General features: G+C 51.8%; 38 protein-coding genes. All 38 read right to left on the bottom strand.

Features of this window, described 5'->3' with window-relative positions; translation table 11 throughout:
- The coding region (locus WCX19_RS12405) for a hypothetical protein (RefSeq protein WP_373008592.1) at positions 1 to 714 on the bottom strand (714 nt) is incomplete at its 3' end.
- An 84-nt stretch (positions 715 to 798) separates the two neighbouring features.
- Entirely contained in the window at positions 799 to 1,608 is an 810-nt protein-coding gene (locus tag WCX19_RS12400; RefSeq protein ID WP_373008590.1) for a phage minor head protein, read from the bottom strand.
- On the bottom strand, positions 1,608 to 1,943 hold the full coding sequence (locus WCX19_RS12395; protein ID WP_373008588.1) for a hypothetical protein: 336 nt from the start codon (positions 1,941 to 1,943) through the stop codon (positions 1,608 to 1,610). The genes WCX19_RS12400 and WCX19_RS12395 overlap by 1 nt, the downstream gene beginning before the upstream one ends.
- 46 nt (positions 1,944 to 1,989) lie before the next feature.
- Positions 1,990 to 2,121: a hypothetical protein gene (locus WCX19_RS12390; protein ID WP_373008586.1), complete on the bottom strand. Its 132-nt coding sequence runs from the start codon at positions 2,119 to 2,121 to the stop codon at positions 1,990 to 1,992.
- Positions 2,122 to 2,383: 262 nt separating this feature from the next.
- Positions 2,384 to 3,769 (bottom strand): hypothetical protein, encoded by a 1,386-nt coding sequence (locus WCX19_RS12385; RefSeq protein ID WP_373008584.1) that lies wholly within the window; start codon positions 3,767 to 3,769, stop codon positions 2,384 to 2,386.
- Entirely contained in the window at positions 3,751 to 4,308 is a 558-nt protein-coding gene (locus WCX19_RS12380) for a hypothetical protein (protein ID WP_373008582.1), read from the bottom strand. Before WCX19_RS12380 ends, WCX19_RS12385 begins: the two co-directional genes overlap by 19 nt.
- Before the next feature lie 3 nt (positions 4,309 to 4,311).
- A complete protein-coding gene (locus tag WCX19_RS12375) occupies positions 4,312 to 4,761 on the bottom strand; it encodes a hypothetical protein (protein WP_373008580.1) in 450 nt (149 codons plus the stop codon).
- Positions 4,761 to 5,051, bottom strand: coding sequence for a hypothetical protein (locus WCX19_RS12370; protein WP_373008578.1), 291 nt, complete (start codon positions 5,049 to 5,051; stop codon positions 4,761 to 4,763). Before WCX19_RS12370 ends, WCX19_RS12375 begins: the two co-directional genes overlap by 1 nt.
- Positions 5,048 to 5,359, bottom strand: a complete 312-nt coding sequence (locus WCX19_RS12365) for a hypothetical protein (RefSeq protein WP_373008576.1) — start codon at positions 5,357 to 5,359, stop codon at positions 5,048 to 5,050. The genes WCX19_RS12370 and WCX19_RS12365 overlap by 4 nt, the downstream gene beginning before the upstream one ends.
- A complete protein-coding gene (locus WCX19_RS12360; RefSeq protein WP_373008574.1) occupies positions 5,359 to 7,260 on the bottom strand; it encodes a phage portal protein in 1,902 nt (633 codons plus the stop codon). Before WCX19_RS12360 ends, WCX19_RS12365 begins: the two co-directional genes overlap by 1 nt.
- Complete coding sequence (terL, locus tag WCX19_RS12355; protein ID WP_373008572.1) at positions 7,257 to 8,780, bottom strand: phage terminase large subunit; 1,524 nt, start codon at positions 8,778 to 8,780, stop codon at positions 7,257 to 7,259. Before terL ends, WCX19_RS12360 begins: the two co-directional genes overlap by 4 nt.
- Positions 8,764 to 9,237, bottom strand: a complete 474-nt coding sequence (locus WCX19_RS12350; RefSeq protein WP_373008570.1) for a hypothetical protein — start codon at positions 9,235 to 9,237, stop codon at positions 8,764 to 8,766. The genes terL and WCX19_RS12350 overlap by 17 nt, the downstream gene beginning before the upstream one ends.
- A gap of 3 nt (positions 9,238 to 9,240) precedes the next feature.
- A complete protein-coding gene (locus tag WCX19_RS12345) occupies positions 9,241 to 9,525 on the bottom strand; it encodes a hypothetical protein (protein ID WP_373008568.1) in 285 nt (94 codons plus the stop codon).
- Position 9,526: 1 nt separating this feature from the next.
- Positions 9,527 to 9,832: a hypothetical protein gene (locus WCX19_RS12340; RefSeq protein WP_373008566.1), complete on the bottom strand. Its 306-nt coding sequence runs from the start codon at positions 9,830 to 9,832 to the stop codon at positions 9,527 to 9,529.
- Positions 9,816 to 10,127, bottom strand: a complete 312-nt coding sequence (locus WCX19_RS12335; RefSeq protein WP_373008564.1) for a hypothetical protein — start codon at positions 10,125 to 10,127, stop codon at positions 9,816 to 9,818. The genes WCX19_RS12340 and WCX19_RS12335 overlap by 17 nt, the downstream gene beginning before the upstream one ends.
- Complete coding sequence (locus WCX19_RS12330; protein ID WP_373008562.1) at positions 10,124 to 10,390, bottom strand: hypothetical protein; 267 nt, start codon at positions 10,388 to 10,390, stop codon at positions 10,124 to 10,126. The genes WCX19_RS12335 and WCX19_RS12330 overlap by 4 nt, the downstream gene beginning before the upstream one ends.
- Positions 10,387 to 10,572, bottom strand: a complete 186-nt coding sequence (locus WCX19_RS12325; RefSeq protein WP_373008560.1) for a hypothetical protein — start codon at positions 10,570 to 10,572, stop codon at positions 10,387 to 10,389. The genes WCX19_RS12330 and WCX19_RS12325 overlap by 4 nt, the downstream gene beginning before the upstream one ends.
- A complete protein-coding gene (locus WCX19_RS12320) occupies positions 10,569 to 10,811 on the bottom strand; it encodes a hypothetical protein (RefSeq protein ID WP_373008558.1) in 243 nt (80 codons plus the stop codon). The genes WCX19_RS12325 and WCX19_RS12320 overlap by 4 nt, the downstream gene beginning before the upstream one ends.
- Before the next feature lie 535 nt (positions 10,812 to 11,346).
- Positions 11,347 to 11,937 carry a hypothetical protein gene (locus tag WCX19_RS12315; protein WP_373008556.1) on the bottom strand — a complete coding sequence of 197 codons (591 nt, stop codon included), beginning with the start codon at positions 11,935 to 11,937 and terminating at the stop codon, positions 11,347 to 11,349.
- A 2-nt stretch (positions 11,938 to 11,939) separates the two neighbouring features.
- The gene (locus WCX19_RS12310) at positions 11,940 to 12,077 is read right to left on the bottom strand and encodes a hypothetical protein (protein WP_373008554.1); all 138 of its coding nucleotides are present in this window, start codon (positions 12,075 to 12,077) and stop codon (positions 11,940 to 11,942) included.
- Positions 12,078 to 12,083: 6 nt separating this feature from the next.
- Complete coding sequence (locus WCX19_RS12305) at positions 12,084 to 12,623, bottom strand: hypothetical protein (protein WP_373008552.1); 540 nt, start codon at positions 12,621 to 12,623, stop codon at positions 12,084 to 12,086.
- 72 nt (positions 12,624 to 12,695) lie between these two features.
- Positions 12,696 to 12,854 carry a hypothetical protein gene (locus tag WCX19_RS12300; protein ID WP_373008550.1) on the bottom strand — a complete coding sequence of 53 codons (159 nt, stop codon included), beginning with the start codon at positions 12,852 to 12,854 and terminating at the stop codon, positions 12,696 to 12,698.
- Entirely contained in the window at positions 12,851 to 12,994 is a 144-nt protein-coding gene (locus WCX19_RS12295; protein WP_373008548.1) for a hypothetical protein, read from the bottom strand. Before WCX19_RS12295 ends, WCX19_RS12300 begins: the two co-directional genes overlap by 4 nt.
- Complete coding sequence (locus tag WCX19_RS12290; RefSeq protein ID WP_373008546.1) at positions 12,991 to 13,488, bottom strand: HNH endonuclease; 498 nt, start codon at positions 13,486 to 13,488, stop codon at positions 12,991 to 12,993. Before WCX19_RS12290 ends, WCX19_RS12295 begins: the two co-directional genes overlap by 4 nt.
- Before the next feature lie 125 nt (positions 13,489 to 13,613).
- Positions 13,614 to 14,054 (bottom strand): hypothetical protein, encoded by a 441-nt coding sequence (locus tag WCX19_RS12285; protein WP_373008544.1) that lies wholly within the window; start codon positions 14,052 to 14,054, stop codon positions 13,614 to 13,616.
- 381 nt (positions 14,055 to 14,435) lie between these two features.
- Positions 14,436 to 14,606: a hypothetical protein gene (locus WCX19_RS12280; protein WP_373008542.1), complete on the bottom strand. Its 171-nt coding sequence runs from the start codon at positions 14,604 to 14,606 to the stop codon at positions 14,436 to 14,438.
- A complete protein-coding gene (locus tag WCX19_RS12275) occupies positions 14,603 to 14,896 on the bottom strand; it encodes a hypothetical protein (protein ID WP_373008540.1) in 294 nt (97 codons plus the stop codon). The genes WCX19_RS12280 and WCX19_RS12275 overlap by 4 nt, the downstream gene beginning before the upstream one ends.
- Positions 14,893 to 15,480 carry an MT-A70 family methyltransferase gene (locus tag WCX19_RS12270; RefSeq protein WP_373008538.1) on the bottom strand — a complete coding sequence of 196 codons (588 nt, stop codon included), beginning with the start codon at positions 15,478 to 15,480 and terminating at the stop codon, positions 14,893 to 14,895. The genes WCX19_RS12275 and WCX19_RS12270 overlap by 4 nt, the downstream gene beginning before the upstream one ends.
- 285 nt (positions 15,481 to 15,765) lie before the next feature.
- Complete coding sequence (locus tag WCX19_RS12265; RefSeq protein WP_373008536.1) at positions 15,766 to 16,218, bottom strand: DUF1064 domain-containing protein; 453 nt, start codon at positions 16,216 to 16,218, stop codon at positions 15,766 to 15,768.
- A gap of 70 nt (positions 16,219 to 16,288) precedes the next feature.
- Positions 16,289 to 16,579 carry a hypothetical protein gene (locus WCX19_RS12260; RefSeq protein WP_373008534.1) on the bottom strand — a complete coding sequence of 97 codons (291 nt, stop codon included), beginning with the start codon at positions 16,577 to 16,579 and terminating at the stop codon, positions 16,289 to 16,291.
- Positions 16,576 to 16,833, bottom strand: coding sequence for a hypothetical protein (locus WCX19_RS12255; protein ID WP_373008532.1), 258 nt, complete (start codon positions 16,831 to 16,833; stop codon positions 16,576 to 16,578). The genes WCX19_RS12260 and WCX19_RS12255 overlap by 4 nt, the downstream gene beginning before the upstream one ends.
- On the bottom strand, positions 16,830 to 16,970 hold the full coding sequence (locus WCX19_RS12250; RefSeq protein WP_373008530.1) for a hypothetical protein: 141 nt from the start codon (positions 16,968 to 16,970) through the stop codon (positions 16,830 to 16,832). Before WCX19_RS12250 ends, WCX19_RS12255 begins: the two co-directional genes overlap by 4 nt.
- Positions 16,967 to 17,227, bottom strand: a complete 261-nt coding sequence (locus tag WCX19_RS12245; protein ID WP_373008528.1) for a hypothetical protein — start codon at positions 17,225 to 17,227, stop codon at positions 16,967 to 16,969. The genes WCX19_RS12250 and WCX19_RS12245 overlap by 4 nt, the downstream gene beginning before the upstream one ends.
- Positions 17,224 to 17,835 (bottom strand): hypothetical protein, encoded by a 612-nt coding sequence (locus WCX19_RS12240; RefSeq protein WP_373008526.1) that lies wholly within the window; start codon positions 17,833 to 17,835, stop codon positions 17,224 to 17,226. The genes WCX19_RS12245 and WCX19_RS12240 overlap by 4 nt, the downstream gene beginning before the upstream one ends.
- 170 nt (positions 17,836 to 18,005) lie before the next feature.
- Positions 18,006 to 18,233 (bottom strand): hypothetical protein, encoded by a 228-nt coding sequence (locus WCX19_RS12235; protein WP_373008524.1) that lies wholly within the window; start codon positions 18,231 to 18,233, stop codon positions 18,006 to 18,008.
- 890 nt (positions 18,234 to 19,123) lie between these two features.
- Positions 19,124 to 19,312, bottom strand: a complete 189-nt coding sequence (locus tag WCX19_RS12230; RefSeq protein WP_373008522.1) for a helix-turn-helix domain-containing protein — start codon at positions 19,310 to 19,312, stop codon at positions 19,124 to 19,126.
- The gene (locus WCX19_RS12225; RefSeq protein WP_373008520.1) at positions 19,309 to 20,097 is read right to left on the bottom strand and encodes a phosphoadenosine phosphosulfate reductase family protein; all 789 of its coding nucleotides are present in this window, start codon (positions 20,095 to 20,097) and stop codon (positions 19,309 to 19,311) included. The genes WCX19_RS12230 and WCX19_RS12225 overlap by 4 nt, the downstream gene beginning before the upstream one ends.
- A 3-nt stretch (positions 20,098 to 20,100) precedes the next feature.
- Positions 20,101 to 20,412 carry a hypothetical protein gene (locus WCX19_RS12220; RefSeq protein WP_373008518.1) on the bottom strand — a complete coding sequence of 104 codons (312 nt, stop codon included), beginning with the start codon at positions 20,410 to 20,412 and terminating at the stop codon, positions 20,101 to 20,103.
- Positions 20,413 to 20,458: the final 46 nt, after the last annotated feature.

The raw sequence follows: 20,458 nt of genomic DNA, 5'->3' as shown, positions 1-20,458 counted from the left end.
TTTCTCCTTTGGATACTTTCCGTCCGTTGTCGGATGGATCACACTCATTGCAGAGTCCGTGGCTTTTCCAAGACCCTGCGATCTGGCGCGGATCGCTCCGCAAATCTTTTCCGCCGATTCCTGCGAATGGCCTTCTTTTTTCCTATCGGCGATGCACTGCTCCCAGGGATAGTGCTCTTTTTTCTGGAGCGTGGCAACCTCCGGCGGGGTTTCAATTCCCATTGCTTTCATCACTTCCGCGAAGGTGTTCGGATTAATGGCTGTTCCGGGATGACAGATTGAGATAGAATAGAGCTCCAGCCCTTTCGTAATACACGGCTCGGCACGTTGCGAAGGGTCCAGCATACACGCATCGGTGCAGTCGGTCCGCTCCCCGTAAATGCTAAACTGGTACGGCTTGCCTTCCCGGTCCGCCTTTTTCACATCTTCCCAAAAGGGATCGCAATCGGAGGTCGGCTTTACGCAAGCCTCGACGTATAGATCCTGCCCCCTGAACTCTGCTTTTGTGAACCATCCAACCGGACGTTCCGTGTGGTCAAGATGCATGACGGGGAGCATCATGAAATTCGGCAGAGCTTTCTCAATAGCCGATTTCAGGACGGATTCGTTCTCCCGGTCAAGCTGCGGGCCGGTTGCAATACCGCTCACCTTTCTCTGCGAATCGTCGAGAACGTGAAGGTCGAATACGAAAAGCTGTTTGCCGCCTTTCTGCATCCGGTGTCCCGGCCCTGCGGTTAGTAAGGGCATTGGATAGTTCATTTAAGAGCAAGGGGTTATATACGGATGAGAAAAAAGGGATTATTTTTTGAGGAATCTCGGCGCAACCGCACACCGGCATTGAATAACCTGCGCTGCCGGGGCCCCCCGGGAAGAATCGCCCGGGAACATCATCTGGCAGGCCGGCACCCGGGTATTGACCGACACCCGGTATGCGGGCACCTCAAACGGCTGATCGACATCGATGATCACGCCCTTCATTGCCAGATGAGAAGGCCGGGTCCGGCTATCAGTAAGTGTGGGGATCCACTCTTTGTAAGGCGCGTAATCCTCGATCCGGCTCCATGCAGCTTGGTTGTACGCCTGCGTTGTGGTCGTCCGTGCGATGGCCTCTGCCCGGGCCGCTCCGATCCCAAGATACCCTTGCTGGATGGCGGCCGACATTTTCATAATCCCCGCGCCTTTCTTATCCAGTTCCACCAAGTCCCGCACGATCTTTTTGCTCATCTCGGTTGTGAACCCGGCAAGATCGGCAAACGAGGTCGCGGAGATGTTGGCGATCGCCCGTTCATCCGGCCGAGTAAAATTCAGGGAGATCTTGATTAGATCTGTTGGGGATTTCACCTGCGCGAGAAGAATGTTGTGGGTATCGCCGATCCCGCCTTTGTACGCCTGCAAAATATACCGCTGGATGAGTTGCCGGCCGGGCTGATCGATGTATGCCCGGTTCAGCATTTCCAGGATCTTGAGAACTTCTCCGGCTTCGAGATTTGTTCTTCGGAGCAATGGCTGGAGCTCTGCAAGAGCCCGGCCCCGGGCATTCCGGATTAATGCGAGAAATTCCCGCGTGAAAAGGCTGCGGATGGGGCGGGAAGGATCCTGCCGCGCCATCAATTACCCTGGATGTACTCGATCGAGTACGCGCAGTGCCCGGAGTTGTCGATCACCGATACAACGTACTTTGCCCGGGTCTTGCCGTCAAGGACCACGGCCGCTGTACCAGCTGCTGCGATACTGGTCTGCGTTACCTCGGGATTTGAGAGCAAGCCGTCGGTATTCGCGTAGGAATCGACCTTATAGTACATTGTGCTGCTCGGGTCGCTGTTCTTGATTAGGATCAGGCAGTTGCGGAACCCCGTCATGTCGATTGACTTTGCCACCGCGTATGAAGCCGTGGTTGTTCCGCTTGCTGATCCCTCGTTGTTTGAAAATGCCCTAATGTCCATGGTGTGTTGCCTCATTTTCCCGGTTTTCCGGCCCGAGAGGCCGCGTTCATATTGCTTTTAGTGCCGTTGCTTCGTCTGCCGTAATGTAGCCTTTTGTCACAGCCTTGTCGATCTGTGCATAGGTGAGCCGGCCCTGTTTCTGCATACTCTCAAAGAAGGGGTACATTGCGCTTGACATGATTATACCCCCGTTAATACGAGAACTGCACTTTCAAGAGCTGCAATCCGGTCTTTATCGCTCGGTGTTGAGTCGGGAACAGGCGTTGGTTGGACTATGCGCTTGCATAGGTGTGCTTCGGTGTCAATCTCCAAGAACGCAGCATAGTCGGTGTTATTCGGATCAGGAGGGATGCTCGATCCATCGCTCCGAGTTACGAAAAGGGTGTTCCCGTTTGCATCCGTTGTCACTGTATAATCTGAAACTTGCCATGTCATGAATATCAGAGCTCTGCATTTAGTGCGATGGCACCAGATCGGAGATATGTGGCCTGATTCATGTCTGTAGAGGCAACCTGAACGCTTCCACCCGTAAGGCCTCCCGAAAAATAGCTCAGTGTTGCCGAACGGAGTCCAACCCCAAAAACATTAACCGCTATTGGGGTGGTATTGGTAAAAGTTGGTGTTGACCGCATATCATACTGCAATGGTGCTAAACCAACGGTTGATGAAACGATAGGTACATATATATTCCCATTTAGTACGATCCTCTTAAAATATCTCTGACATAGCACAACCTCAATTGGATATTGTCTGAACTCAAATTTTGTGGGTACCGTTCCGCTTTCTAGTTGTGGCTCGTAGAGAGTGCCGGTATTATACTCAACAGTGATATAATCACCGGCGGGAATATTCGAAATTACAATCGGGGATGCTGCGTAAGAACCGGACGGCAAACTCGCGGCTACAGTTGTGCCGTATCCGATTCGTGCTTGATCCGTCCCAGTCCATGACAGGGTGTAATTTCCTCCGATCACATTCGCATTTTCCACAGTCTGTAAGAATGTGCCGTTGGTAATGGTGATTTGCGTGGGGGATACTAATTGCGTGAAAGTGTATGTGTTGGTTACTCCAGTTCCCGCTCTCCACCGGTCATGAGCGTAGTTATTGCCCGGGCTTCCAACGCTAATATTGGTTCCGGAAACATAGGCCCGCTGGTTCACCGTGAACCCAGGGTTAATCAGGACATTCTTGAAAGTATTCAGGGTGCCGGTTTGGATATACGTCGTGTTGCTGGTCGAAACATACCCGGAAAGCTGCCCCTGGATTGTCGAGTTTACCACCGTAAGATTGTTCGTCTGCGACGTGTTTACGGCGGTAACATACGTCGTGGTCGCATAAGAGGAATTGACAATCGGAACTGCCGCGATCAATGATGGGATGGTGTACCCGGAATCATTCAGCCATCGCGCCGAAGTTCCATTCCAGACGGTAATATTTCCGTTCTGCGATGCGGACAGGGCGCTGAATGCGGTATTTGATGAGGGGGCTTTTGAGTCGACGTAGGATTTAGTAGCAGCATCACCGGAAGCTATCGGGGTGCTCACGTTGGAGATGTTATACCCTCCTGCATTCAGGGAGCCGATCATTACCCGTGTCCCGTTCTGGAATAGCATCGCAGAATTTACCGCGTTTATAGACGTAAAGGCCGATGTGTTCCAGTACGTCCAGTTGTTCACGAAATCGTGCCAGTTCTGCGTGACAATGCACGTCAGATTGGGATCATTCCACGTTGCCGGGCAGGTTGCCCCGACCTGTGCTGTGATCAGGGCCAGGACCAAAATAATTGCAAAGATACCTCTTAAACTCTTCATAAGAATGCCATCCAATCGATTGTCATGGGGTTACCGGACGAACCGGTATTAGTTTTGATGTTCACGATGAAACTGGATCCATCAAACGATTCCAGGGAAACAAATTGCATAAATGTCATGTACGTGTCCGAACCTGAGGCAACCGGCTGGACAATCAACCGTTGTGGTGTTCCGCCCGGAGAGTACGCTACCGGCACGCCATCTTCTACGTTCGTGGCCCGGCCGGTCACAATGATGGGACGCGTAGAGAACGCATCTATAATGGCCTGCCAATCGTAATTTGTGAAGGTCCGGGCCGCAAACGTTCCTGTATCCCAATCCTTATCCGTTCCCTCCAAGAGGACAAGGCCGGTGAGTGTTCCCGTGCCTTTCCCGGTATAAAGGAACGTTACCGCTGTATCATCGGAGGGTGAGGCGTAAAGAGTGACCTCGTTAGGAGCCGTTGGGAGAACGCTGTTGTCCGTGACATGCAAGGTAGTATCTCCGATAGTATAGGGAGCGGAGAGCTCCGTCGGGGGGGAATTTACTTTCCCGGGGTAAAGCGTGTTGGTCATGGATCACCCCAATGTGAATTTCAAAGTGCCGATCGGGAATTTCAGCGTGTCGCCTGCCGTGATCGTTTTTGGGAGAGGTGTTGTCGGATCGGTCGGGTCCATCAGCTGAGCGTAGGCAACCATGTTCCCGCCGCTTGCCGCATCGGAAAGGAAAAGGTACGTAATAGTCCCCCATGCACCAAGCGCCTGCAGGAAGTCGAATTCCACACCATTGGTTTTCTGCGCTTTCCCGCTCACCACTGAGGCGGCCGGGAAATTCGTCACGTTGTTGGTGATCGCCACCCGGGCATAGTTGTATGTGCCGATGGTCGGCTCGGTAATCCCGGTGCCATCGCCGGATATGGTTGTCGTTGAGAGTCCAAGGTAAAGCGTGGCAACCGGGGTATGCGCTATCGCCCCGATCTCGTGATCCAGGGCTTTGAGATCCAGATATTGCGAAAAACTTCCTGTCATTAGTGATACACCACCGAGAACCGGTCAAAGATTACCGTTGCGCCGCTTGCGAGAGTGCCGGAGAATTCGTAAATAAAATCACCTATTGCCGTCGTTACCCAGTCATAATGATAGACACCAAGACCCTCCCGGGTGAGATCAGCCAGAGCCTTTGTGAGGACTGCGGTACCGGTACTGTCATACACTTTCAGGGCCATTGTCGAAGGATCTACAAGTGTGCCGGAAAAATCCCTGAATGTCGCCTTGAGGCGTACCTCATCGCCCTTTACGAATTCCTGCCCGATGGTCATATGGCCTCGACCTCACTATCCCGCAGAGTCACGGAGAGAGAGCTGGACCGGGCGCTGACTGCAAGCCCGGAAGCGCGTGCGCCTACTGTCGGTTTACAGATCAGGATCCCATCATAGATATGCGCTGTTGGCGTGGCAACGAGGGCAATGGTGGTGGCGATCGTGTCTGACTGTGAGTCAATTTCACGTTGTGCGGCCGGGATCAATGCGGGGGCCGTCTGGAACGTGGCGGCGCTTGTGAGATCCCGGGCACCCCCGGCCCGGTTGAATGGCGAGAGATTAAACCGGCCGAGGTTAAACCGTGCCATCAGGTATCACCCGGTTCGAGTTTTCCGTAATCCGGATCAGATTTCCACTTCGAGGAATCATACCAGTGATCGACATGCTCTTTGGCTTTCTTCTTCGCTTCTTCTAATGTCGCGGTCTGATCCGGAGGCTGGAGAACTGCGCCATCCGGTCCGGGGTGGGCGTGGACAACAAAGAACTTGTCTTCGTGAGGGATTATCTGAACAAAGACTTCTCGATCGGTTAAGTGGGTCCAGAGGTGGGCGTTATCGTTGTAGGCCCAGCCGGAAGCGGCTTTCTGCGTTTTCGATGTCTCCGGCTTCCCGCTGTCGTTACGTGCGATACCAGAATACCCTTCGATGTGCGTGTTGCTGCCTTTGTCCGGCAGGGCAATTTGATCGTGCAGGTCCTGGACCTTACCCGCCCCGGCTGCATCCTTCAGGCTCTGCAGGGCATCCTCCATGCTTGCATTTTGCCCGGGTGTTACCTGATCGAGTCCGGCAGATACCGCTTCGATATCCTCATCATCCATTTTGGCGATCTTCATCGCGGTTTCAAGCGGAGCACCGAGTGCAACCCACTTGCCGGCCACGTCTGCCTTACCCTGCGCGACCTGTACCTCTTTGAGCTGGTCGTCGAGGTCAATCACCGGCTTAAACTGGAAATGCCAGTCCGGCTGATATCCTTCAAGCTCCGGGAGGATCTCGGTATTGATCACTGTCTCAAGGTGCTTAAGGATCGGGGCCAGCATCTTGCTTTTCGTGATATTCTGATTAATGTAGGCCGTCGCCCGGTTCACATCGTCGCTGGTGAATTCCGAGGCGGAGAATCCGAACATCGCCCAGATAATTGTTGAGATCCATTTCTGACCCTCAAGCCATTGGGAATTCATCAGCGCCGGGAAGATAGTGCCGACCTCTTCCTCCCCGAGCAGGTGAAGGATGTTTCCGAAATTCTCCGGGCCCTTATTCTCCAGCTCTACTTCAAAGTTCCGCTCTTCGAGCTGGTCAATGCTAGAATACCCGGGATGTCTCCACCAGAGGGAGGGCCCGATCCCATTGGCAAACATCATCCCGGCCGCCTTGGTGCTGTCGATCTGGTACTCGAGCTGCCATTTAAGCTGTTGCAGGAAGTCCGTGCCGTAAATGTCGTCCGAGCGCGGGTACATCATTATGAAGCAGATATCACGGGGCGAGAACGGGATGTACACGCCGGGCTTGCTGTGCTGCCAATACCGCTTCACATACCCGTGAGACCAGGGGCCATAATAGAAAAGACCGAACTGCCCCATGATTTCCGAGAAACTGTTATCGACTTCAATCCAGAACTCCGGGCCGCTGTACGCCTTGACCTCAAGCAGGTGACCGGCAAGGTTCCGGGTCTTGACCCACACCGCCTGATCGTAGCGGAGCATATCAGGGATCGTGGGCTTGATAAGGGATTGCCATGTTCCCTGTGGGTTGGGCTTCTTCAGAAAGGCTTCGGCTGCTTCGACCGTCTGCTTTTTCCCATCGATGACTTCCCACTCGGCGGTCTCGATCGTGTCCATGATTCGCTTTTCACAGACGGCATAGATGGCATTACGGGCGAGCCGGTCATTGTCCTGTTTCCAGAAATTACGGCGCGGGATGCCGAAGACGTTCAGGTATGAGTTGACTGTAAAGATGGCCCGGCGGACCGGGTCGTTCATCATTGCATCGAGGCGCTTTTCCTCGTATTCCTCATAATCGTCGTCGGTGATGAGGTACCGGCGGGAAGTCTGTTTGACGATATCGCGGGTCCCTTTGAGGGTCCGCTGCCGTGCCTGCATCTGTGCTTGTATTGTGGCCTCTTCAACTGATGGGGCTTTCATTACCCGGGAAAACGACCGGCTGCCGGCTTGAGCTGCCATGCGTAATTTTTGAAGGATGCCCTTTGCGCTCACTTGTATTTCTCCCTGATCAATGCCGAGAATACCGGCTTGTCCGGCTGTCGTTCGCAGTACTTATCGGAGCCGGGCAACCGGGTCAATTTAGCATCTCCCCCGCCGGATTCAGAGACGGCAATAGCGAAATCGAAGGCATCGAACTGGTCATCATGCGCTCCGTCGGGCATAATACACAACTCTTCGACAAAATCCGACATCCCTTTCTTAACAAAAACCTTACCATTCTGGACCAGCCCGGACCGGTCATATGCGCGGCTGACCTTGTCTCTCACTGTCTTTATTTCCTTGACCCTTATATACGGATGAGAAAGCCGGATGCGCTGGACAAACTCCTTTTGGAAGGCCACATCCTCGATCCCCATGATCCGTTCGTGCCACTGGTTATGCTTGGCTCCGAGCATTGCGGACCGGCCCTCATAAGTAAGCCGGGCCTTGACGATATCGAGCACGTACTTCTCGTGGCTGATACGGTTGACTCCGATAATGCAGACCGCGAAATAATCACTCTGGTCCCCCTCGCCAATACTGGGGTCGACCCCTGCATAAACCGCCAGTTGCGATACAGGAAAGGCCTGCTGATCGTCCCGGACTATCCAGAGCTCGCCATCTGCCCGGGTTTCCATCTCGTACCAGCGGAACCAATCGTACTGGAAGATGCTGCCCTTCTTCATGAGCTCGGCGTCGTTCTGGTACTGGAGATTGAAGATCACATCGCCCAGGTTCGCTTTGATGGTTAGCAAGCCCTCTGTGACCTTGCCGGTGACCGGGTACGGCCGGTCATGCAGGGGCATGTAAGATTCCCAGATGCTGCACTCATGATCGTCCGCATCGCGCTGGATAGCCTGCTGGATTTGGCAGTCATACCCGAGCTCATCAATCATTGTTTGGTAGAGATCGAGGAAATGATACCGGGTGCCGATAACGTGCAGCTCGCCGCCCGGGATCAGCGTGGGGAGAAGGGTGTTCTTGAACCACTCCAGCATGCGCTCCCGGCCGCCTTCTGTGCGGGCATTCTCGAAGTTGATTAGGTCATCACAGATAATTAGGTCGTAGTGTCCCGACGTGACCGCGCCCGAGTATGCGCCATGGGCCGTAATCGTGGCCTCCGTCAGGATTTTGGTCCGGCCGGCAAGCGTAATTTGGTGATCGGTCCACCGGTCCCCGGCCAAATCTCCGAAATGCTGTTTTATGAGGGGGTGATATTTCAAGGCGCTTTTTATAGTACTCAGGAACCGGACTGCGTGATCGTCTGTATCGCTGACTATGAGGATACGGATATTGGGATCTTCCAGGGCCCGCTGTGTTGAGTACCCGATGGTAACAATCCGTGATTTCCCAGATCCACGCGGGGCAAGGTCAAGAGTGGTGTTGGCATTCTCAACGTGTGCCAGGATCCGCTCGTGGTGCGGCTCAATAACGTAAGAATAGATCTTTTTGGTGAGGTACCGGCACGAGTGGAGCAGGAGATCCTTTTCGTGCGCCTGCACTAACCCGGCCGCATCAAAGACTGTTGGCAACAATATCCCCTATCTTCCGGGCGGCTTCGGGGGTGAGGGGGGCGACTATGGCCGCGCCGGCCGGGGTGGTCTTCGCCACATCCTTAACAAATGACCCGAGGACCTTACCTTTGAGTTCCACGATCTTTGACTGGTCCCTCAAGGCTTCAAGGGCAAGCTTGTTATCCGGTGCCTTGAATCCCTCAATGGTACGATCACGAGCCTCTTGGAAAATGGTTTTCTGGTGTTGCTGGATCTCAAGGATCTCATTCAGCAGGGCATCGGCTTCCACAATATCCTGTGCCTTCTGGGCTTTGGCGATCCGTTCCAGCACATGGCCGTTTTTTACGTGCCGGGCGAGGGCATCCTCAGATACGCGGAACTTGGCGGCGATGCCGCGAATAGTCGCGCCTTCCATGACGAGCGCAGCATCGATCTTTTTCCGCGCTTTGTCCGCGCATATGGAGCACTTTGCCATAGATCAAACCTTTAGATACCCACACCCTTCCGGCTTGTAGAAATGCCCGAATCCATGATACCGGGCGCAGGCAAGCGGGTACTGATCGGTATCGTGAATAGCGCACGTAATTTCACCAGCATTCTCAATAAGCTGCTGGCATACATGCGGGATCAGGAGATATCCCTGATTGGTGTCCTCTTTCGCTCCACGGGCCATCAACCATTCTTTTGTTTCCGGCGCGATGCCTTTGAGCAGGATGGGAATGACCTTGCAGCATTCCCCGCAGCGGTTGCATTTGCCAGTCACGTCAATCCGCCTCCATTTCCTCTGTGCTCACATTGCTTGCCCAGATCACCGACTCGGGAGTGCCGGCCGGGAAGAACTGCGCCGCCCCGCCCATACTGAAGATAACACGGACCTCCTTGATCTCCGGGTACTTGTCCGTGAATACCTCGAAGTCGTGGGATTTGTACGCGATGGGGAGTGGGGATCCGACAATGGTGCGAGCCGGCCGGATAACAAAGTCCTCCCCCGCTTTCCGGATAATCCGGATCTTCTTTACAATGACGCAGTACAGATCCGCCAGCGCCTGTGCATCATTTACGAGTGGCATTCTTTTTTCCCCCCTGCTGTTGTGGATTTTCTTCTGGTGCGGCCTTTTCTTTGGCGGGCACGACTTCTACCGGTTGTGCTGTGGTGGATTTTATCGGGTGCGTCGCCATGTAATACAGGATCGCCGGTGTGATGAGCAGTCCGGCAGTAAGCCGGCAAAACTTTGATTCGTCCGGATTTGAGTCCCAGAATACCTTAAATGCTGTGGTCAGTTCTGCGTTTCTTCCGCGCTGGATGACCGGGTCGTTCCTTCGTAGGTCTTCCAGCGTCCTGATAGCTTGCTCAATCTCCATCATAATATCACCATGGGTTCTTTCACATCGCCGGTTCTCTCGCTCGTTTTCGACGCATCGGTCGAATAGAGCGGGTAGGATTTACCGGCAGGGGTGAGGCGCAACCGGTCGGGATTCCCGGTAATGCTGTTCTTTTTTAGTTCGTCGTTCAACACAGAGTAATCTTCCGCAGAGAGTAAAAGGGCTTTGGGTTCGATTCCCTTTTGTTTCAGGGTGTCGAGCTTTGCGGAAAGCAGCGCGAGGATTTCAGGCGGGGTTTTTTTCATTGGCAGACTCCTCTCTTGACCCACGCAATCAGGGCCCCGGCCCGGATCTGCAATATCTCCCACCAGATCAACCGCCGCTTGCTCCGCAGCTCTGCGATCTGCTCAGTGATGACACCGGACCGCTCTTTCAGTTTCCGGAGCCGGCGCGGTCCTTTGGCATCGGCTGTGCATTCGGCGGTCACGAGTGCTGCCGTTCCCTCTTCGCCTCTTCGAGCATGTCCCGGAGCAAGCGGTTGATCTCTTCAAGAGCTTTGCACGCGGCCATCATCGCATCGGCAAGGAAATACAGATCATCGCGGTTCTCTGCATCTGCGATACGTTTTCCTACGTTTGGTAGTGCGGTGGCGGGTTTCTCCCATTTCCGTTCATCGTTCGTAAGATTATCCCACGGTTTCCCGAAGTGCTTGCAGGCCGTGAGCATCTTTTGATATCCCGGATCAGTTGTTTTGACCGGGATTTTCCAAACTGATTTTCGTCCCATGTTTTTTCACCTGAAAGCGATCCGCCGGAGTTGAACCGGCCGGGGATCCCGTATTAGGGGCCCACCAGACCGCGAAATAAATTCCCCTGCCAAAGGAACGGAGGTGATATAGAGCCGCTATCTGAGATGAGAGAGGCGTGCAAATGTGGAACGTGCGTGATGATGTCCAGGGAATTTCGAGTGTTCACATGCGATACAGGCAATTAATGTTTGTTCCTATGGCAGGAATGGCCGCCGTCCGGAACTGTGAACCGGGAAGGGTAGCTTAGCGGCCGTTATTCCCCGCAGCGGGAGTGATCGCGCTGACAGGGAAATTCCCCCGCACGGAACGGACCGCGTGAGATACTCCAACGAGCAAGGGGGGAGGGGGGTGAGTGTGTTCATGGTGCTATTCCTTTGATGTAGAGCAGGCAGGCCGCGATGACCAGGAGCACGATCCCGGAGATTGCCAGCACGGTCCGCCCGGGGGTCATGATTAGCCGCCGATTCCTGCGAATTTCAGAGCAGCCTGAACGATCGAGGGAAGCATGGCGCCCCCGGCTGTGAAGGCAGCGGCAACGACGGCGACCACTTTCTTGTTCGCGATCAGGCCCTTGAACGAGTCAGAGTCTTCCAGTTTCTTTGCGGCCCGGCCAAATGCAAGACCGGAGAAGCAGTACTGAGTCTCGGTCAGGAAGAAGCGGGGAACCGGGGGCACATCAGCTGACGATTCGACATCGTTGTACCCGATTGAGGCAAGGATGATGAAGGCGTGGCGCTCGGTCCAGGTGCTGAAAGTCCCGCCGGCGCCAGTGAACTTGTTGAGGAGGCGGGATATCGGATCATCGAGTTCCACCTCACCATTTCCTTCATCGGGATCTTCTGCACAGGGGCCGAAGAGGGAGGGGTACTTCTCGCACCATTTCCGGGCGACGCGATACTCTTTGATTTTCCCGTCGGCATCAAAGAAATACTCGACCCAGGTGTCGCCTTCCCAGTGAGAGGCCGGGATTGAGATGGCGGTTGCGGTCGTTGATGAAGTCACGGGGGCAGATCCTGAGATAGGAGTGATCACGGTCTCAGCCATGATCACGCCTTTTCGTACAGGGTGTCAAACTCTGCATTCGGCAGGCTGACAACCTTGTCGTCTTTCACAAAGACCTTGGTGCCGCCCGGGCCGTCTATGGCGTCGACGGTCGGGACGTTCTTTGGCTTGTAGAGTGCCATTCCTGATCACTCCACAAACCGTACGAGGACTTTCTTGATCGCCATCGGACCGATCCTCGGGAATTCGCTGAATTCCTGGAAGTCGCCCTGGTAGTACTGCCAGGTAGTTGTACGGTCCCTGAGCTGGATCAAGAACCAGAGTTCGTACTCGTCCTTGTTTTCGTAGAGGTATGGGTACCGGGGGAGAATGTCCGTGCGGTATGATGCCTCGACAACGGGGGCGCTCTTGAGATTTGTCTGGAACAGGAGGGGGGCGTTCTTGTGGTTCGCCGGGTCAAATGCGACCGCGATCGACAGTGCTGCCGCATCGCTGAGCTTTTCGAGGTTTGCAACGGCAGTGAAGTTCACGCGCTGCTCACCTTCGATTGCCGCGAGATCGTGGAGTTTCGACCGGTGGATCTCGATTACCGGCATGTCTTCATGCGGGTCGGTGAGACTGGATCCGTCCCATGCCCCGATCAGGCCTTTGTTCCATATTTCAGTGATTGCCAGCGAGACGCCCGCTGGCGCCGGCCGGAGTTCTCCGGGAAATTCAAAATCTGTCATGACAAACTTCCTTTTTTACTGCCGCCCTTTTTTAGCGGGATTTAACAGATGATATTTAGAGAGGGTACTAATTTATACCTTTCTGTCGGGATTTTTGTACCCCAAACACCAGTCCTGATAGCATTGCAGGCACATCCCTTTGAGTTCCGGGTGCTGCTTGATCCAGCTTGCCGGATAGTCCACGGTCTCCCAGATGGTGATTTCCCGGCCGCAGTGAGTGCAGGTGCTCATTTTACACCCATACCACACATATCCGGGCATCCCTCTGTTGTGATCCGGTATTTGCATCCCATCTTCTCCCCCCTCTCACGCAGGAGACGCCGGCCGCTGCCGTCGGGATTCTTCCGGAAGAGTTCGGATTTCCCAGTCATTCAACCACCAGCGGCTTATGTTTTCTCGCTATATTTCTCACATGGGAATGCTCGGCCTTGTGGCATTTCCCGCACAGCGTGATGAGGTTTTCGAGTCGGTTATTCCCCCCATCCTTGATCGGTTTGATGTGATGGCAGTTCAGTATGTAATCCGACGGCCGGTATTTCGTGTTGTATTTGCCGTCTATCATCCTCTCGGATTCTGCGTCCTTTCTGAGCTGCTTGCTATCTTTCTTGCAGTTTGGATTCTGACAGGTGAAATTATCGCGCTTGAAACATTCATACGATATTGTCTGCCAGAATGAAGCGGGCCGGACGCCGCAGGCATTCCGTTCCTTTTCAATAACCAACCCATTCTTTGCATCCCATTTCTTCGCGTTGCAAGCTGGACGGCACGTAGTAAGACCGCGTGAGACCCGACCCAGGGGAATTCCGGATCCGCAGATATCGCAGAGTTCAAAAAATAGATCCTTTCTCCGGATGATGGGGCGCATAACTCGGCACTCCGTAAAAGGTACAAACTCTTTGGTTTTTTCCAGTTCCTTCCTTTTGGCATCCGTTGCTTCGAAATCTATTTCTCGGGATTGATACGGGACGTCAATCCCGAAAATAATTTTCGTCAAATCTGCACAACCTCCTTCACGGGCTTGATCATTTCAACCGCGTTCCCCACCAATACCGCATCGGGATGCTTCGCAATCATCGCCCGGACATATTCGAGGAAATCCTTTTTCCAGTCGTTCCCGACAAACCGGCGACCGTCTCCCGTTTCATATATCTTCAGGAATTCATTGCCCGGGACTTGCGGCACGCGGTACACCGATACCTCGAAATCCACTTTATTAAGGTAACAATCCTTGCCTTTCTGGACCTTGATGTACCGTTTGAACTTCGTTTGAGCGATAACGGCAAGCTGGGCCTCGGCCGCTTCAAGGAACTGCTGGATCTCCTTTGCGTCCCGCTTGCCCCACCCAATGTCCCGTTCTATCGAGATCGTGTCAAAGTTGGTTTTGAGTTCTTCCCGGGCGTGCTCTCCATAAGTATCGTAAATTGAGGTCATTTCATGCGCCGCCTGATCTCATCAAGGAGTTCATCCATTGTAAATTGATCGATGGTCTTGGACTGCCCGGGTGTTGCGGGGTAATACACAGGCGACGCGGTTACAATGCCGTTGTTAACCCACCACCCGCACCCCTGACATCCGATTGACCCAAATGGACACGGTTGGTTATATGGTTTTGTGCATCCCATTTCCTTCACCACAGCACTATTGCTTCTTTTCCACATTGCGGGCACGTGAAGAAATTCATTTCGGTTTCATGTACCGGACAGAACTTCTTTTTCACGTTCCCGTGGTCTTCTTCGGTCATCACATATCCGCAATCAGTACACGAGAACGTTGTTTTTTTGTCCCAGAAGATATCGGGATATCCCATGTTATTCACGCCCCTTTATTTTGTTCCCCGGCATCCGGCACCATACGGCACATATCCGGTTCTCCCTCTTTTGTTATCCGATGCTTGCACCCGGATCGTTCTTTTCTCTCGCGCAGGAGACATCCGCCAGTATTGTGGTCAAGGAAGTTGCACGGGTAATCGACGGGGGATATCATTTAGGTACCTTCTTTTTCTTTGGCAGATCTACCTTCCACAATTCCTCCGTACAGTGCGTTATGATCTCATCGCAGAGACGGCCGGTATCGTCCACCCGCGATTGGGTGTCGTCAAACGTTTCCACCACATCCAACGATTCAAGATCGGCCCAAAGTGCGGAAACACTCTCCTTTGCGGTTCTGGCAAGGATCTTGAGTTCCACGAGTTCTGATGAGCGCAATGCTCTTGGAGGCACCACGGCCGGGTTATCCGGGTTCTCTGCTATGTCCTGTTGGCCTTCTGCGATCATATCAATACCCCGGTTTTTAATAATTTTTGTTCTTCATCGGGTATCTGGTTTCCCCAACAATCCCAACCTTCGATCCGCTGCCGGGCAAAAAGTTCTATTTTCGGGGTCATCTTTTCTATGCATGGCCCTATGATATCAAAGAGTTCTTTTGGTTTCCGCGAGTGGGGGCCGGCCTTTGTCTGAAGGAAATTTGGATGCTGGCAATGGAACGCGGGCACATTCCCTTTGATCCCAAATAAACAAACTTCGACCTGCCCTCGGAACCAGAACCCCATGCCAAGGGACATAATCTTTCTCCAGTAGATTGCCGTCTTGTATTCGAACCCCCATGCATCCATTACTTTGAATGCGTCTGGCAGAAGGGGGGTTGTAGCCCACAGAAAAAGAACACAATTCCTGGAAGATATTGAGGGCACCGGAAGAGCACAGATTTCTTCTGTACTCATAACATCGTATTTTTGTGCGGCTCCACTTTTTGCACAACCAAGAATTGTGTTTGCGTGGCCCCCGGTATTTTTGTTCCGGTATTGCCATGCCGGATCTGCATAGATCACTTGATATTTCTTATCCGGGAACGGGATCATCTTCTTGTCACCTTGAAAATTTTTGATGATCGGTTATAGGTCATTATTTCGCCTCTTTTGGCTGTTTCCCCCATGTTATTTTGGAGGTTTTGCGTACGTGCCGTTCCATCTTCGCAAACGTTACCATTCCCTCTCCTTTGCAATATGTGCAGTCAATGATGTGAGTGCAGGGATAATCGCATTCGTCGAGACCGGCAGGGCATTGGTCCTCGTCGTATTCTGGGTGATCGCACATCTCTCCAGAACCGTGGCAGACGGGGCATTCGTATTCTCTTGGGACTTTGCTCATCTTCTTACCGCCTTAATGATCTTAAGCGTGATCCCGGGATTTTGGTACTCGAAGATCTTTCGTTTGATTTTCCACACTTCCTGCTCAAATCCTTTGACCTCTTCGATCTCCACATGACCGTCTGAATACGTAACTTTAAAATCGGGCCGGTACACAAGGGAGTTTTCAACAGGGCTTTTCTTGCCACAGATCGGGCACAGCATATCTTTTTTCTTCCGGCTCGCTGCCCCGCGAATCAGGCCGCAGCACTTCCGGTATGCTGGTTGTAATTCATATGTGGGTTGTAATTCAATGCTCTTAACAATCCCTGCGTCCAGCATCCGCTTTAATTCGAGGTAACGGCCCGCTTCGAGCTTTGAGGGGAAGTTATGGATCTTGCCGTCAATCTCTATCGGGGTTTTCTGTGCCAGGATCCGGGGATCTCCCTGTTTGCGCCGCGGCCAGTTCATTTTTCATGCACCCCTCCTGTTTCGATTTCGTAATCTTCCAGCAATTTTATAAGTTCCGATACTTTCACGATTATTCGCCCTCCCAAATTGGCAACGCATCACGGTCGATACATGGGCCGGACCAGCTCGGCACAATCGTCAAGGTGTGCTCGCATTGCTCCGATCCGCATCGTTGACATTTGAGGAAAAATGTTTTTTCAATAATTACGTCTTCGTTCCTACTACCCATTTTCTCTTTCGAGTCGATGACCCGGAAAAGCCTGCCGCCGCAGTTCTCGCAGTAGAATGTAAGAACGAGCCCGGGTATTCCCTTATCGTGCGCAATGATATTGGCGATTGTAAGATCTGTTGTACTTATCATTCTCGTTTCCTCCAATAGAGTCCCGGAAAATTGCCGTCCCGCATCGACTCAACTCTTCCTTCGCGTTTCAATTCTTCCAGCGCGGCGCTTACCCACTTCCGGATAATATCGCGCGACAGTGGGGATACGATCTGGCCCTGGAACTTGCTGATATGCTGCCACTCGTTTGTTAGGAGAGGGTAGACTTTCCATTTGAAATCCGCAATCCGTAGCTTCCGTTCCTCCACTTCCCTTTTGGTGCGGCCTGCTGTCATGGCGTCACCGGCTTATGATATCCGCGCTGGATCTTCCGGCCCGCCCCGGTGTGGTGCGTCGAATGATAATGTTTGCCACATACTTTCATATCGCAGAAATACAGGCCGGTTTTGTTCTTTTCAACGACGTTTGTCATCCGGAAATTTCACCACCTGTGAAAATAAACGTCCTGTCAGCGATCCACCGCACGCCGTTGATCCCGATCATGATCTTTGAGAGCCCGCCAGCGTTGGAATAATTTAGGGTCTTCGCCAGCTCTGCGGTGTTGATACTCTTTATACCTTGTTTTCGCCTTTCGATGAGCGTGAGGATCAACCGGTCCCGTTTCTTTGGACAATGCGCCGGGGCGGTGCCGGAATATTTTACACGGGGATTTTTGCGCGGTGTTGTCATTTGTTGGTGTTCCCCATGTTGGTGATCACTTTTGCTGCGTTCTCCTGGAATTCGGCATCTAACTTTTTTAGTTCGGCGATGTTGGTTTCGATGGTTTCTTTGGTGGGAGCTAATGTGGTAGGATGCTGGAGAGAGTCGATCTTTGCTCGAAGCTCACCAGAGAACACGTAATCGTTTGATTCCTCGCTTTCTTCATCTGGGAGAGATATTTCCCCGGCGTCTACAAATGCAAGGATCTCGATCAGCACTTTCTCCCGGGCTGCACGCTCTATCGCGGCGTCGCGCTCCTCCAGTTTGTAATCGGGAATCTCTTTGAAGTGGGGGCAACTTTTCTGTTGTTTCCATTTGTCCGAATATCCACAGTGTTTGGCGTAATGCATTGATTCGGTACAATCACAGTTTCCTTCTTGTGTAAGTGTCTTGCATGTGTGGATTCTACCGCCCCGTTTTACCGGTTCCGGCGCGGCCTCCTCCGGCAGGGTGCTGACCGGGCGGGAACGAATCTCTGATTCTAGATCGGTCATGGCGGGAGATGCGGACCCACAATTCCAACGCAGTTTTTGTATCTGATCTTCCGTGATGATGTATTCCTTCGGAGGTTCTGTCATCTTGGTACTCTCCCGGTTCCTCCGCACACGCTGCACGGCCTATCTGTGATCTTCCCCATACGGGTTTCGTAAGATATCCTTCCCCCGCCCAAGCATCGCTTGCAGGGGCGGGTTTTCTTCGGCTGTTCTGTCATGGCTGGATCTCCATCAATCGCTTTAGTTCTGTTTCCTTAATCTGTAACATTTTCAGCACTCCATTTTTCCTCATATTCCTCTATTTTTTCTCTCGGTAATCCGATTTTTTCCATGTCGGATCGACACGTTTTCAGGATTTCGGTGCCTTCTGCAATCTTCCGTAACCCGGTTTTGTACCTCATCCCGATCGAGGTAATGTTTTTTGGATTAACCTTTTCCAAATAGAATCTTGCCCCGCATCGTATGAAATCTGCCCGGGACATACCGGATTTATCGATTTCATCAAGGAGGGGCCGTTCAATGAGGATATGGACCTTCTGCGCATCCTTGACCCGTTTGGGTCGTTGGCGGGGCACCGGGATCCCTCACTACTTCGTTGTCGAATCCATCGGCATCAAAAAGATGTGCCCGCAATCCTGGCATTGGTACCTCTGAAGTCTTCCGAACTTCTTTGTCATCTGCGTTCCCGCTTTTGATACGTTTTTGGAGTGGCATTCTTTGCATTCCATACCGGTATCTGTATATCTATTTGTTATTAAATATTTCTGTTTTGTATTTGTAGGTATCCATGGGTACCAAAAATGGTACCTATAGATACCTCATCCACCCCGTAAAATATGAGAGGTATCCTAGATACCTCTTGTTTTCTTTAATCGCGCCTGTTTCAAGATTCGAACCATGTTTTGTGTTGGTATAATTATATATACCATTAATTTCTAATACCGTATCAAGAGAGTTTTTATCTGTTCTATTTTTTGGAGAGTTTTTGGTGCAATTCATGAAAGTGAGAGGTATCCTGGATACCTCTTACTGTTTACGTCGATAACGCGGTATCCATGGGTACCAAAACGGTACCTATAGATACCTCTATACAAAATAATCGAGGTATCTAAAAATGGCAAATGTGATATTAAAAAATGGCATTAAATCAATTTCTGCTTATTTTTTAGAACCGACCCAGTCGTAAAAGAGGGGAGACCGTGTATGGCTTCATCGATTTCCTGGGAAGTATGGCGTGTGCCAGGGCAAAAATACCGCATACTTCGATCCGGTAGCACGCAGGCACAGTGCCTATCGAGATACTCCTGCCGATTCTTCAGGACCGGGAGATGTGCGCCGCATACGCAGCACGTGAATGTTTTGTCGTCATCGCTCATCTTTTCAGTCCCATAGAATCAATATATTCTTGCAGATCTGTTTCCGTGATTCGGTACTCTCCCCCAGACCGGCCCGGATATTTGGTCGCCTTGATGGTGCCGGCGTTTATTCGCCGCCGCACGACCCTGGGCTGCACACCCAGGGCCTGCGCGGTTTCCTCTACTGTAAGACGTTTTTCGATCATGATATTAACTCCTGGCCTTGTTTCCTCATTACAAATCTGTACATTTTTTCATCCACCGCTTGAAGGTTTTTCTTCCAAAGTTTGTATGCCGTGCAGGGTCCGCATCCGCACCGATCAACCAATTTGTAAACCGGGTTCCAAGGGATATTGTTCTCCTTTATGAAATCCCATATTTCTTGTTCTGTCCAATATAGAATCGGATGAACTTTTTTAATACTGTCTTTTATTGTGGTGTAACAGGTGCCATGAGTGACTGCACGCATCTGTCTTTGATGGGATTCCATCGCGGTTATCCCCATAAAACAGGTCGTGAATTTTCCCTCTTTTAACGCCTTGTTCCCGGGTTTTTCTTTAAGCCACTTGCAGCACTCTGGGGATTTGTTCTTTTTCCCCGGATCTGTTTTCCTGCTGCTCTTTGGGCGGGGCCATCCATACGCCTTTACGCATTGAAAGAACGTCTTTTCCGGGCGATTCTCTATAATGTCGAGGTTCCAAAGCTCTGTAAGTTCTCGAATAAAAGTTATTGTTTGCCCGTATTCAACGCCGGTATTATTGAACATCACTTTAATGCTCGATGGATCTTTGTTCTGTTGTTCTAGCGCGTGCCGGATTAACCAGAGTACCAAGGTGCTATCTTTTCCCCCAGAAAACGAACACACGCATTTTTCTATAGGCGTTTCGTGAATATTTTTTGATATTATAGCCATCGTCTGAAGGTATTTGGCTTCTGGCGTTTGATCGAGAATCGGCGCTCGCAACGAGGGGAGAATTTTTACTTTTACCATATTTCACTCTTTTATAGATTTGAGTTCGTTTTTCCATTCATAAAACTTGAATGCGCCGTTTTCTTCGCGGGTGAAAGATTCGATCTTATCTAGATCGTCGTCGGTAATAATATATTTTCGTTTTCTTTCAAAGTCTGAACATTTTCCTGATGGCGCATGTCTTCCTGTGCCACAATTTCTATGGCCTGTAAGAATATGAATCCTCAATGTATGGCCGTGCTTACAGGAGGCACACTGGTTCTTTTCTTGTAATGCGTGTAGGCGCTCACCCTCATTTACCATCCTTTTTCGTCCCCCCTCTTTGGTTCCTGTCATCTGTCATCTCTCCAATTGTTGTATACTATCTTATTAGTCGTATTGG

The organism is Methanoregula sp. (assembly GCF_041663825.1).
Classification (GTDB): Archaea; Halobacteriota; Methanomicrobia; order Methanomicrobiales; family Methanospirillaceae; genus Methanoregula.
This window is presented reverse-complemented; position numbering and strand designations above follow the sequence as displayed.